The organism is Rhizobium rhododendri (genome assembly GCF_007000325.2).
Lineage (GTDB): Bacteria > Pseudomonadota > Alphaproteobacteria > Rhizobiales > Rhizobiaceae > Rhizobium > Rhizobium rhododendri.
In genome coordinates, this window is the sequence record NZ_CP117267.1 from 1,379,895 (window position 1) to 1,391,943 (window position 12,049).

The 12,049-nt window shown below is 62.2% G+C and carries 12 protein-coding genes; 9 read left to right on the plus strand and 3 right to left on the minus strand.

Annotated features, from left to right (window positions below):
* Positions 1-10: 10 nt before the first annotated feature.
* The 9 genes from PR018_RS06840 (at position 11) to PR018_RS06880 (ending at position 8,440) form a co-directional block, all read left to right on the plus strand.
* Positions 11-244 (plus strand): acetyl-CoA carboxylase, encoded by a 234-nt coding sequence (locus PR018_RS06840; protein ID WP_142822718.1) that lies wholly within the window; start codon positions 11-13, stop codon positions 242-244.
* A complete protein-coding gene (locus PR018_RS06845) occupies positions 244-1,608 on the plus strand; it encodes an acetyl-CoA carboxylase biotin carboxylase subunit (RefSeq protein WP_142822719.1) in 1,365 nt (454 codons plus the stop codon). Before PR018_RS06840 ends, PR018_RS06845 begins: the two co-directional genes overlap by 1 nt.
* Positions 1,609-1,620: 12 nt before the next feature.
* On the plus strand, positions 1,621-2,496 hold the full coding sequence (locus PR018_RS06850) for a 5-oxoprolinase subunit B family protein (protein ID WP_142822720.1): 876 nt from the start codon (positions 1,621-1,623) through the stop codon (positions 2,494-2,496).
* On the plus strand, positions 2,486-3,457 hold the full coding sequence (locus PR018_RS06855) for a 5-oxoprolinase subunit C family protein (protein WP_142822721.1): 972 nt from the start codon (positions 2,486-2,488) through the stop codon (positions 3,455-3,457). The genes PR018_RS06850 and PR018_RS06855 overlap by 11 nt, the downstream gene beginning before the upstream one ends.
* Before the next feature lie 262 nt (positions 3,458-3,719).
* The gene (locus PR018_RS06860) at positions 3,720-4,472 is read left to right on the plus strand and encodes an ABC transporter ATP-binding protein (RefSeq protein WP_142822722.1); all 753 of its coding nucleotides are present in this window, start codon (positions 3,720-3,722) and stop codon (positions 4,470-4,472) included.
* Positions 4,469-5,203 carry an ABC transporter ATP-binding protein gene (locus tag PR018_RS06865; protein WP_142822723.1) on the plus strand — a complete coding sequence of 245 codons (735 nt, stop codon included), beginning with the start codon at positions 4,469-4,471 and terminating at the stop codon, positions 5,201-5,203. Before PR018_RS06860 ends, PR018_RS06865 begins: the two co-directional genes overlap by 4 nt.
* Position 5,204: 1 nt before the next feature.
* Complete coding sequence (locus PR018_RS06870) at positions 5,205-6,110, plus strand: branched-chain amino acid ABC transporter permease (RefSeq protein WP_142822724.1); 906 nt, start codon at positions 5,205-5,207, stop codon at positions 6,108-6,110.
* A gap of 3 nt (positions 6,111-6,113) precedes the next feature.
* A complete protein-coding gene (locus tag PR018_RS06875) occupies positions 6,114-7,196 on the plus strand; it encodes a branched-chain amino acid ABC transporter permease (RefSeq protein ID WP_142828835.1) in 1,083 nt (360 codons plus the stop codon).
* A 41-nt stretch (positions 7,197-7,237) separates the two neighbouring features.
* Positions 7,238-8,440: an ABC transporter substrate-binding protein gene (locus PR018_RS06880; RefSeq protein ID WP_142822726.1), complete on the plus strand. Its 1,203-nt coding sequence runs from the start codon at positions 7,238-7,240 to the stop codon at positions 8,438-8,440.
* A 424-nt stretch (positions 8,441-8,864) separates the two neighbouring features.
* Here PR018_RS06880 and PR018_RS06885 read toward each other — a convergent pair whose 3' ends face one another.
* Genes PR018_RS06885 through metG form a run of 3 tightly spaced genes read right to left on the minus strand, consistent with a single transcriptional unit; the run spans position 8,865 to position 12,030 of the window.
* Complete coding sequence (locus PR018_RS06885) at positions 8,865-9,686, minus strand: MBL fold metallo-hydrolase (protein ID WP_142822727.1); 822 nt, start codon at positions 9,684-9,686, stop codon at positions 8,865-8,867.
* A 4-nt stretch (positions 9,687-9,690) separates the two neighbouring features.
* Positions 9,691-10,470: a TatD family hydrolase gene (locus tag PR018_RS06890; protein WP_142828833.1), complete on the minus strand. Its 780-nt coding sequence runs from the start codon at positions 10,468-10,470 to the stop codon at positions 9,691-9,693.
* Between the two features lie 6 nt (positions 10,471-10,476).
* Entirely contained in the window at positions 10,477-12,030 is a 1,554-nt protein-coding gene (metG, locus tag PR018_RS06895) for a methionine--tRNA ligase (RefSeq protein WP_142822729.1), read from the minus strand.
* Positions 12,031-12,049: the final 19 nt, after the last annotated feature.

A 12,049-nucleotide genomic window follows, 5' to 3' on the forward strand; every position in this document is an offset into this window, starting at 1 on the left:
GACCCATTCCATGCCACAGATCCTTTCACCGCTTCCCGGAACGTTCTACCGCAGTGCGGCACCTGGCCAGCCACCTTTGAAGGCCGACGGCGACGATGTCGCGATCGGCGACGTCATCGGCCTGATCGAGGTGATGAAGTCCTTCCACGAGGTCAAGGCAGAGGTTGCCGGTAGCGGGATTTCCTTCCTTGTCGATAACGAAGACCCTGTCATGGCAGGCGCACCGCTGGCGGACGTCGGCTGATGCTGAAGAAGTTGCTGATAGCCAATCGCGGCGAGATCGCAGTGCGCGTCATCCGCGCTGCCAAGGACCTCGGTATTGCGACGGTAGCAGTTTATTCCACGGCCGACGCGGATGCGTTGCATGTTCAGCTTGCAGACGAAGCCGTCAACATCGGTCCACCGGCAGCCAAGAAGTCCTACCTGAACATCGAGGCCCTGTTGGCGGCAGCCCGCGACACCGGTTGTGACAGCATTCATCCGGGCTACGGCTTCCTTGCCGAAAATGCCGAGTTTTCCGATGCTGTGACGGCGGCAGGCCTCGTCTTCGTTGGCCCCTCCGGCAATGCAATCCGCTTGATGGGCGACAAGGTTTCGGCGCGCCTCGCTGCGTCTGCTGCCGGCGTTCCCGTCGTTCCGGGTTCGGTCGGTCGCGTCGAAAGCATCGAGGCAGCGCGGGACGTTCTGGCAGAGACCGGTTTCCCGGTAATGATCAAGGCCGCTGCCGGCGGTGGCGGACGCGGCATCCGCATCGCCAATTCGTCAGCCGAGTTCGAGCAGGCCTATCCGCAGGCCCAGGCCGAAGCCCTGGCTGCTTTCGGGGACGGAGGCCTTTACATGGAGAAGGTCATAGGCCGTGCCCGCCATATCGAGGTGCAGGTGCTTGCCGATGGCCATAATGCGGTCCATTGCTACGAGCGGGAATGCTCGCTGCAACGTCGTCGCCAGAAAGTCTGGGAGGAGGCGCCTTCGCAAGCCCTCTCAGATGCGCTGCGCGAAGAACTCTGCGCCTCGGCCGTAGCGCTCGCAAAGGCCGTCGCCTATTCCGGCGCGGGGACAGTCGAATACCTCTACGACGATGCTGCCGACCGCTTCTATTTCATCGAAATGAACACCCGTATCCAGGTTGAACATCCCGTGACCGAGGCTGTGACCGGCATCGATCTCGTGGCGGAGATGCTGCGGATTGCCGGCGGCGAGCCATTGCGATTGTCCCAAGCCGATATCAGGGTCAGCGGACACGCAATCGAAGTGCGGCTGAATGCGGAAGATCCCGCCAAGGACTTTGCGCCGTTTCCGGGCAAGGTCGGCGATCTCAGAATACCCGGCGGCCCCGGCGTTCGCTTCGATTCGATGCTCTACGCCGGTTACCAGGTGCCGCCCTTCTACGATTCACTTCTCGCCAAGCTGATCGTCCACGCAGAGACCCGGGAAGGGGCGATTGCGCGGCTGCAAAGGGCATTGGGCGAACTCAAGATCTCGGGCATGAAGACGACCAAGCCGCTGTTTCTGGCACTTGCCGCAGATCCGGCAGTCCAATCAGGAGACGTGCATACGCGCTGGCTGGAAGGCTGGCTTGTCGAAAACGCAGCGGCGCTTGCCAGCTGAAAAGGAGAACCGATGTCGATACGCTTCAACTTCGGCGGTGACGAACACATCTTCGGCGAGGTGTCCGAGGAAATGTCGCTCACTTCGTTCTTCACCGGCCTTTCGATGATCAACGCGGTTCGCGAGGCCGGTATCCGAGGGGTCACGGAGACCTGCCCGGCCAATGCGAGCTTCCAGATCCGCTTCGATCCGGATGTCATTTCGCCGCAAGATCTTCTGAAAGAACTGCAGTCAATGGAAGACGCCGCGTCGAAATCCGACGCCGCGCTTAAAACACGCATCATCGAGCTTCCCGTCTATTTCCAGGATCCCTGGACCCACGAGACGGAAATGCGCTTCCGCGAGCGTCATCAGGACCCCAGCGCGACGGACCTCGAATATTCGGCCCGCATAAACGGATACGCCACGATCGAGGAATTCATCGCCGCCTATTCCGGTCAGCCCTGGTTCGTTTCCATGGTCGGCTTCGTGGCGGGCCTGCCATGGCTCTACCAGATGGTGGAGCGCAAGAAGCAGATCGAGGCGCCGAAATACCTGCGTCCCCGTACGGACACACCGAAACTCACCGTCGGTCACGGCGGCTGCTTTGCGGCGATCTATTCGGTACGCGGCGCCGGCGGCTACCAGATGTACGGCGTCACGCCGGCACCGATCTATGACCCGACCCGCAAGATCCGCTATCTCACCGACGAGATGTGCCTCTTCAAGCCGGGTGACATCGTCAAGTTCAAGTCGATCACGCGTGACGAATACGATGGCACGCTTGAGGAAATCGAGGCGAACCGCTGGCAGCCCACGACGCGCGATTGCACCTTCAAGCTCACCGACTTCAACAAAGACATGCTTGGTACCAATGTCCAACTGATGGAGCTTCTCAATGGCCGTTAAAGTCATCAGTCCCGGCCTTGCGACCTCCGTGCAGGACCTCGGTCGCCCCGGCTATTATCACGTCGGCATCCCCGAAGGCGGCGGCATGGACCGGTTTTCGAGCCGTATGGCAAACCTGCTTGTCGGCAACGACGCAGGAGCAGCGGTCCTCGAAGCGACGTTCATGGGGCCTGAGCTGGAGTTCACTCAACCGGCCGTGGTCGCCATCACCGGCGGCGAGTTGCCGCCCAAGGTCAACGGCGAGGAGCGCCCAACCTGGGAAAGCTTCGAGGTCAAGGCGGGCGGCCGTCTCTCCTTTGGCTACCTCAAATCCGGCGCGCGCGCCTATATTGCGATTTCGGGCGGCATCGACGTGCCCGTCGTGCTCGGGTCCCGCTCCACCTACGTGCTGGGCGCGCTCGGCGGCTTTGAAGGCCGCGTGCTGAAAGCCGGTGACGAGCTTCCCATCGGGCAGGCAACCGGTACCGCCGGCCGCTCGCTACCAGCGGCCCTGCGCGGCCTCGGCGCGATGCCGGCAGAACTGCGCATGCTGCCCGGCATCTACTGGCACAGGATCACCGAGGCTGCAGGAAAGCGGTTCTTCGAGGATACCTGGAAGGTAGCCCCAGAGGCAGATCGCATCGGCTACCGCTTTCGTGGGGGTACACCGCTGGAATTCATGCCCCGTGAACAGCCTTTTGGTGCAGGTTCCGACCCTTCCAATATCGTCGATGCCTGCTACCCCTATGGCTCGGTTCAGGTGCCGAGCGGCACGGAGCCGATCGTCCTCCACCGTGACGCCGTATCGGGCGGTGGCTACATGATGCTCGGCGTGGTGATTTCGGCAGACATGGATCGCATCGCCCAGATGCAGCCCCATACGCCAGCGCGCTTCGTTCCCGTCACCCTCGAGGAAGCTCTTGCTGCGCGCGCCGATCGCCGCGCCGAACTCCGGAAGGCGGAAGACTACCTGACCGCCTGAGGCAGCGGCCCGCGACCGGTCAGGACCGGGCGAGGGAAGGGACGAGGCTAAGGTCGGCGCGAGCCGGCCCTTCGAAGCGCCAGCCGACAAAGGCTGGCACGCGCAACAACAAGACAAAGCCGGTAAACGGCGAGACTTTGGCAGCCGAGTGGTCCGCAGAGATCGCCGGTACCGAAAAAGGGGAACATAGCTAGACTCGGCAGGCTGTAACACGGCCGGACCCGTCGTTCCCTTTCCATCGGTAACACAAGGAACTGGGAACATGGTTGAACTGAGCGCGCAAAACATATCGGTCGCCTTTGCAGGGCTCAAGGCGCTGTCGTCGGTGACGCTCGACATCACGCCCGGACATATCAGCGGACTGATCGGCCCGAACGGTGCCGGCAAGACGACGCTCGTCAACGTCCTCACCGGATTTCAGGCGCCGACGGAGGGCGAAGTGAAGCTCGATGGAGCATCGCTCAATCGCCTCAAGCCGCATCAGGTGCGCCGCAGGGGCATCGCCCGAACGTTCCAGGGCGGGCGCCTGTTTCGCGACCTCGCGGTCGTCGACAATCTGGAAGTGACCGGCGTCGGGCTCGGCATGAGCCGGCGCGCCGCCGTCGCCGAAGCTGAGGCCATGCTCGACTGGATGGGCATCGGATCGCTCGGTTCGCGTATCGCCGGAACGCTTCCCTACACGGACGAGCGCCGGGTCGCTATCGGCCGCGCGCTGATGGGCCGCCCAGCCTACATCCTTCTCGACGAGCCCGCCGCCGGCATGAGCAGCCAGGAGGCGGCCGACTTGTCGTCCCTTGTGCGCAAGATCGCCCGCGAACTCGGCTGCGGCGTGCTGATCATCGAGCACAATGTCGGTCTCGTCCTCGGTCTCTGCGACCACATCGTCGTGCTCGATTCCGGTGCTGTCATAGAGGAGGGGACACCGGCTGCGATCCGCAACAGCGAAAAGGTCCGCCACGCCTACATGGGGACCGCTGCTGACACACCGCTACCGGTCGTGGAGGTGCTGCTATGAGCCTGCTGGTTCTCGCCGATATCGAGGTTCGCTACGGTCGCCTGACGGCCGTGCGCGGCGTGTCGTTTTCCATCAGGGATGGTGATACGGTTTTCATTACCGGGCCAAACGGCGCCGGCAAGTCATCGTTGCTCCGCGCAATTGCCGGCGTCACGCCCGCCTTTGCAGGGACGATCGATTTCGACGGCTACAATATCACCGGCCGCGCGCCGGAGGATATTGCCCGCCTCGGCTTTTCGCTGGTGCCTGAGGGCCGGGATGTCTTCGGTTCGCTGACCATCGAGGAAAATCTGCTGGTCGGCACCGGAATGAAGGCAAAGGATCGCGGCTGGAAGGCCAAGGTCGCCGAGGATCTCGAGGCGGTCTACCAGACATTCCCGATGCTGAAGGAACGCCGCAACGGCCAGGCCGGCCTGCTGTCCGGCGGCCAGCAGCAGATGCTCGTCATCGGCCGGGCGCTGATGACCAATCCGCGCCTTATCGCCATCGACGAGCCGTCGCTCGGGCTGGCGCCCAATATCACCGACCAGGTGTACGAGCGGCTGATTGCCCTGCAGGCGCTGCGCAAGTTGACGCTGCTGATCGTTGAACAGAGTTCCACCCGCGCCAATCTCGTCGGCGGTCGAATGCTGCTGATGCGCGGTGGCGAGATCGTGCTCGACGGCGACGCGCGCGAACTCGGCACCAGCGAGGCCATCCAGGCCGCCTATTTCGGCTACGAGGACAAGTGAGATGTTGCAGATCGTATTTGACTCGCTGTCACTCGGTTCGCTCTACGCGCTCGGCGCCCTCGGCATCGCGCTGATCTTCGGCGTCATGCGCCTGGTGAATTTCGCCCACGGGGACGTCATCGCCTTCTGCGTCTTCGCATTGCTCTGGCCATCCACGGATGCGATGGCCATCGTCTTTGCCGGAAACCTGCCATGGTACCTGCTGGTGCCGCTGGTGCTTGCTACCGGTGCTGCGCTGTCGGTCCTCTGCGAAGTCGTCGTCTTCCGCCGTTTTCGCCGTGCCAACCCGGCCACCATGATGATCGCCTCTTTCGCACTCGGCTTCGTCATCCGCTACTTCCTGCTGATGCTCTTCACGAGCCGCCCGAAGTCGATCTCGCTGCTGCCCATGCTCTCGCAACCGGTGGAGATCTTCGGCGCCCGGCTGCCTCTGCTGCAGCTGATCACCATCGTCGCGACAGTGTTGATCCTGATCGCCCTTTCGCTCTTCCTGCGCCGCACGAGGTTCGGGCTGGAAATGCGCGCAGCCGCCGAAAACTTCTCGATGGCACGGATGCTCGGGGTGAGGGCCAACCGGGTGATCATGGGGGCCTTCGCATTGTCCGGAGCGCTGGCTGGCGCAATCTCGCTGATCTTCGTCTGCCAGACAGGCACCGCCGATATCCAGATGGGTGGGGCGATCATGCTGATGGCATTCATCGCAACCGTGATCGGCGGCCTCGGCAGTCTTCCGGGTGCAGTGCTTGCCGGCTTCCTGCTGGGTGCTGCCTCCGTCATCATGCAGGTGGTGTTGCCGATCGATGCGCGTCCGTTCCGTGATGCCTTCGTCTATGGCGCCGTCATCCTCGTCCTCCTCTTCCGTCCGCAAGGTCTGATCGCCGCGCGCGGCACCAAGGAAAGGGTCTGATCCATGACCACTGCTACCGCTCCCGCCTTGCCGGCCGAACTGGCATCGCCGCGCAAGCCCGCACCCTTCGCGCTCGCCCGGAGCACGATCATGACGCCGATCCTGCTGTCTCTGCTCATGCTGGCGATCGCCGTGCTGACCGTCATGACCGGCTCGCGTCCGTTCAACCAGGCGGTGATCGATGTCTTCGTCCGCATCACCCTGGTCGTCGGGCTCTATATCTTCATCGGCAACTCCGGGGTCCTCAGCTTCGGCCATATCGGATTTACCTGCATGGGTGCCTATGCCGCAGCGTGGCTGACCATCAGCCCGATGATGAAGAAGAGCGCGCTTCCGGGCTTGCCCGGGTGGCTGCTCGAGACGCGTCTTCCATACTGGGAGTCTGCGATCATCGCGGCGATCTTTGCCGGGCTGGCGGCCTTGGTGTTCGGGCGGGTGCTGATGCGCCTGTCGGGCATTGCAGCCTCGATCGCCACCTTCGCGATGCTGGCGATGATCAATACCATCTACTCCAACTGGCAGGACGTCACCGGCGCGACGTCGTCGGTGGTGGGCATTCCCATCGTCCGCCTCATCTGGCCTTACGTGGGTGCTGCCGTCCTCGCCATCTTCATCGCTTGGGCCCATGCCATCTCCCGCTCGGGACTGGCCTTGCGCGCCGCCCGCGACGAGCCGACCGCAGCAGCGGCCTCGGGCGTCGACATCCCGAAGGAACGGTTGGTCGCGTTTACCATCTCAGGCGTGGTCATGGGTCTCGGAGGCGCTCTGATGGCGCATTCGATCGGCGTCGTCACGCCCGACAATTTCTACCTCGGCCTCACCTTCATCACGCTTTCCATGCTCGTCGTCGGCGGCATGAGCAGCCTTTCCGGCGCGGTGATCGGCGTGGTCCTTCTCTCTGCCCTCATCCAGGCTCTGCGCTGGCTGGAGGCGGGTGTCCCCGTGGGCACAGTCACCCTCGCTCTTCCCAAGGGGCTCCAGGAGATCGCCCTCGGTGTCATCATGATCGTAATTCTCGCGCTTCGTCCTGCCGGCTTGATAGGCAATCGCGAGATCACGTTTTTCAGGCGTAAACATAACAAATAGCCGACGAGGACAACAATCGTCAGGCAATAAAGGAGCAGCTAATGGAATACGTAAGAAGACTATTTGCAGCAGTTCTGGCCACGGCATTCGCCGCGGCCGCAGTTCCGGCCATGGCCGACGACAGCAAGATCGTTGTCGGCTTTGCGACGGCCGCATCCGGCTTCATGCAGGCTTACGACAAGCCCGCAACCGATGCCGCGATGATCCGCATCGACGAGATCAACGCTGCCGGCGGCCTGCTCGGCAAGAAGATCGAAGTCGTATCGGCCGACACGAAATCCGACCGTGCAGAAGGCGCCAAGGCCGGCCTGTCGGTCATCGACCAGGGCGCAAGTCTGGTGGTCGTTTCCTGCGACTACGATTTCGGGGCACCGGCAGCGCTGGCCGCCGAAGATGCCGGACTGGTGTCGTTCTTCCTTTGCGCGGAATCGGTCAAAGCCGGTATCCAGGGCGTCGGCAAGCACAGCTTCTCGGCTTCCGTGCTGGCAGCGGTGCAGGGCGCGACGATGGCCGAATGGGCCTTCAAGGAAAAGAAGGCCCAGACCTTCTACCGCCTGCTCGACACCTGGACGGAATACAACAAGGGCATCTGCGACGGCTTCGACTGGATGATGCCGAAGCTCGAAGCCCAGGGCGCCAAGCTCGTGGGCCAGGATACCTTCAAGAACGAAGATGCCTCGATCGCCGCCCAGATCACCCGCATCAAGTCGCTCCCCAAGGAGCCTGACGCCATCATGCTCTGCACGATGATGCCGGGCGCCGTCTCGGCGATCAAGCAGATCCGCGCCGCCGGTATCAACTCGATGATCCTCAACGGCTCCGGCGTCGATGGCAGCTACTGGCTGTCGGCCGTGCCGGACCTTTCGAACTTCTACACGCCGGTTCAGGGGTCCATCTACGGCGACGACCCAAATCCCGATGTGCAGAAATTCAATGCCGTCTATAAGAAGAAGACCGGCACGGATCCTTCCAGCCAGTATGTCTATCCCGGCTATTCGATGATCGACGTCTGGGCCAAGGCCGTCCAGCGCGCAGGCACGACCGATGCCGACGCGGTGGTTGCCGAACTCGAGAAGATGAAGGACGAGCCGACGCTCTTTGGACCGCGCACCTTCACCGCCGAACTGCACCACCAGAACAAGGCGCGCTACCTGATCGTCGAAACCAAGAACGGCAAGCCCGGCGTCGTCGGCAACTGGACGATCTCCGAGCCAGTTCCAATGGAAGCTTTGGTCAAGAAATAACGACCCACCACCGGGTCTGACCCCCCAAAACCAAAAAGCCCGACCGCCTCCAAGCGGCCGGGCTTTTCAAGTTCTGCTACGGAGAAAAGTGTGACGCGGGCTTACCGAAGCTACGCCGAGAGCCGGCCAGGCGGCGGACGTTGATCCCGCGCTAAATCTCACATCTCAGTCGCCGCCCATGGCCACGCTGGCAACAACGGGCAGGGGTCCTTTGCGCAATATCCTGGCGTTCGGCCATGTCGAGCTGCGAGTAGGTGCGTTTCATGTCCCATTCCTTACAAGCGATAAACCATTGTTATCTATTGCAAGTCGCACTTCATCCTTGAACCCACCCCGCTAAATACAAAAGTTGGATAAGATAGATTATGGAACTGATGTGGATAGCCACATACTACCAAACCCCGCACCCATCGCAGATCCACGGCTACTCCGGCGTGTCGATCTCGAACTCGAAGCTCATCTGGTCGTAGGCCGGTTCGACGTTGGCTGGTGTTTCTCTGAGAACGGTGGCGTAGTCGAGCGGTGTGTGCATGTGGGTCAGGATGGCGCGCTGTGGCTTCAGGCGGCTGATCCAGTCGAGCGATTGCTCCAGCGACAGATGGCTTGGATGGAACCGGTACTGGAGCGCGTCGATGATCAGCACGTCGAGGTTTGCGAGAGCCTGGATGGATGCTGGCGGGAAATCGCTGACGTCGCTGCAATATGCGACGTCGCCGATGCGAAAGCCGAGCGACTGGATGTCTCCGTGTTGCTGCAGATGCGACTGGACATGGATCGGGCCGCCGGCGCCGTCGATTACGAACGCCTGCATATCCTCAATGATGACGGGCGCGACGATCGGCGGGTAATTGCTGCCGGCCGGTGTTTCCAGGCAATAGCCAAAACCTTGCCGTATGCGGTCCATGGTGACCCTGTCGGCGTGGATCGGAATGCGCTGGTTGTCGATGTGGAAATAGCCGCGCAGGTCGTCGATGCCATGGATATGGTCGGCGTGTGCGTGGGTGTAAAGCACCGCGTCGATTGCCTCGACCCTGGCGCGGACCATCTGCTCGCGAAAGTCGGGACCGGTGTCGACAACGACGGTGGTGACGCCACCATCGGCTGCAAACTGTTCGATCAGCAATGCCGCCCGGCTGCGCCTGTTCTTGGGATTGGTAGGGTCGCAGGCGCCCCAGTCGCCGGTGATGCGCGGAACGCCCGGAGACGATGAGCAGCCGAGAATGGTGAACCGCCGCCTGTAGGTCACGCCGTCAGATCCTCGGCATCTTCGAAAAAATCCTGAATGCATTCTCGGTCGTCAGCGCCGCTACTTCCGCACTGCTGACGCCGATGGTCTCGGCCAGCACTTCAGCCGTGTTGACGACGTAGGACGGCTCGTTGCGCTTGCCGCGCCAGCGTTTTGGCGCAAGGTATGGCGCATCGGTCTCGACCAGAAGCCGGTCATGCGGGACGGTCCTGGCCACTGCGCGCAGTTCCTCGGATTTGGGGAAAGTCAGGATGCCGGAGAACGAGATATAGCCGCCGAGCGCGACGCCCGTGGCTGCCAGATCGGCACCCGCCGAGAAACAGTGCAGGATGAAGGGGAAGGCGCCCTTCCCTGTTTCCTCGGTCAGGATTTCAGCCATGTCGTCGTCGGCGCTGCGACTATGGATGACAAGCGGCAGGCCGGTTTCGCGCGCCGCAGCGATATGTCGGAGAAAGCCGGTGCGCTGATCTTCAGGCTTCACGGTGTCGTAGAAATAGTCGAGCCCGGCCTCGCCGATGGCCACCACCTTCGGATGGCGCGACAGCCGAACGAGATCCTCGACCTCGATGTCGAGCTCCTCGTCGGCATTGTTCGGGTGCGTGCCGACGGAGCAAAACACCGACGGATAGGCGTCGGTGATCGCCAGCAGGCTGTCCAGCTTGGCGACCCGCGTCGAGATCGTCACCATCTGGCCGACGCCGGATGCGTGGGCACGCGCCACGATGGCATCGCGCTCATCGGCGAAATCGGCAAAATCGAGGTGGCAGTGGGTATCGACCAGCATTTCGTCCTAAGCCTCCGGCGCCACGTAGCGCGGGAATACCGGCTTCGGTGCCTCCAGCGGGGTGCCCGGCACGAGACGACCCGCCTCGCCCAGCGCCGCAAAATCACGTTTGTCCGCAGGCGCTGCTACGAGGTCCAGCAGCTTGACTGCCGAATCCGGCACGAACGGCTGCAGCAGGATCGCAATCTGGCGAACCACCTCGGCGGTCACGTAAAGGACTGTTCCCATACGGACAAAATCGGTCTTCTTCAGCGCCCAGGGCTCCTGGCCGGCAAAGTACCGGTCGGTTTCAGACACGACGGCGATGATGGCCGCCAGTGCCCGGTGGATCATCTGCTTGCCCATCTCGTCGCGGGTGATATCGGCCAGGGCATCGACTTGCGCCAGCATCGCCTTGTCCTCATCTCTCAGAGGCCCAAATTCCGGAATTTTTCCGTCGCAATTCTTGACGATCATCGACAGCGAACGGCTGGCGAGGTTACCGATGCCGTTGGCAAGATCGGCGTTGATGCGTGTGCCGATGGCGTCTTCGCTGCAATTGCCGTCTTGCCCGAACGAGATTTCGCGCATCAGGAAATAGCGGATCGGGTCGAGGCCGAAATGGGCAATTAGCTCGAACGGATCGAGCACATTGCCGAGCGACTTCGACATCTTCTCTCCACCCTTGGCAAGCACGAAGCCATGGGCAAAGATCCGCTTCGGCAGCGGCAACCCGGCCGACATCAGGAACGCCGGCCAGTAGACGGCGTGGAAGCGTATGATGTCCTTGCCGATCACATGCACGTCGGCCGGCCAGAATTTTGCGCGCGGGCCGTTAGGGTCTTCCAGATAGCCTGTCGCGGTCAGGTAGTTGGTGAGCGCATCGACCCAGACATACATGACATGTGCGGGATCGTTCGGCACCTTGATGCCCCAGTCGAAGGTGGTGCGCGAGATCGACAGGTCGCGCAGCCCCGATTTGACGAAGGACATCACCTCGTTGCGGCGCTCGGAGGGGCCTATGAAATCGGGATCGCTTTCGTAGAGCGCCAGCAGCTTGTCCTGGTACTGCGACAGGCGGAAGAAATAGCTTTCCTCCTGCACCCATTCGACGACCGTTCCCTGCGGCCCGTAGCGCAAACCGTCGGCGCGCTTCTCGGTTTCGTTTTCCTGGTAATAGGCCTCGTCGCGCACGGAATACCAGCCGGCGTAGGAATCCTTGTAGATGTCGCCATTCTCGGCCATCCGGTTCCAGATGTCGCGCGAAGTCTGGTGGTGACGCTCTTCCGTCGTGCGGATGAAGTCGTCGTTCGATGAATTCAGCAGCTTGCCCATCGCACGGAACTCGTCCGAGTTTCGCAATGCCAGCGCCTCCGGGGCAATCCCCTCGAGCTTTGCTGTCTGCTGCATCTTCTGGCCGTGCTCGTCGGTGCCGGTGAGAAAAAACACCTCGCGCCCGTCCAGCCGCTGGTAGCGGGCCAGCGCATCCGTGGCGATCAGCTCATAGGCATGGCCGATATGCGGCCGGCCGTTGGGATAGGCGATCGCGGTTGTGATGTAGAATGGGGAAGTGTCTTTCATCGGCGGCATCGAGCCCGTC

Bases quoted from the DNA above. Each gene is read 5' to 3' on its own strand.
- PR018_RS06890 (WP_142828833.1), bottom strand. From the start codon at position 10,470: ATGCTGGTCGATACCCACTGCCACCTCGATTTTGCCGATTTCGCCGAT.
- PR018_RS06880 (WP_142822726.1), top strand. From the start codon at position 7,238: ATGGAATACGTAAGAAGACTATTTGCAGCAGTTCTGGCCACGGCATTC.
- PR018_RS06870 (WP_142822724.1), top strand. From the start codon at position 5,205: ATGTTGCAGATCGTATTTGACTCGCTGTCACTCGGTTCGCTCTACGCG.
- PR018_RS06865 (WP_142822723.1), top strand. From the start codon at position 4,469: ATGAGCCTGCTGGTTCTCGCCGATATCGAGGTTCGCTACGGTCGCCTG.
- PR018_RS06855 (WP_142822721.1), top strand. From the start codon at position 2,486: ATGGCCGTTAAAGTCATCAGTCCCGGCCTTGCGACCTCCGTGCAGGAC.
- PR018_RS06840 (WP_142822718.1), top strand. From the start codon at position 11: ATGCCACAGATCCTTTCACCGCTTCCCGGAACGTTCTACCGCAGTGCG.
- metG (WP_142822729.1), bottom strand. From the start codon at position 12,030: ATGAAAGACACTTCCCCATTCTACATCACAACCGCGATCGCCTATCCC.
- PR018_RS06860 (WP_142822722.1), top strand. From the start codon at position 3,720: ATGGTTGAACTGAGCGCGCAAAACATATCGGTCGCCTTTGCAGGGCTC.
- PR018_RS06875 (WP_142828835.1), top strand. From the start codon at position 6,114: ATGACCACTGCTACCGCTCCCGCCTTGCCGGCCGAACTGGCATCGCCG.
- PR018_RS06850 (WP_142822720.1), top strand. From the start codon at position 1,621: ATGTCGATACGCTTCAACTTCGGCGGTGACGAACACATCTTCGGCGAG.
- PR018_RS06845 (WP_142822719.1), top strand. From the start codon at position 244: ATGCTGAAGAAGTTGCTGATAGCCAATCGCGGCGAGATCGCAGTGCGC.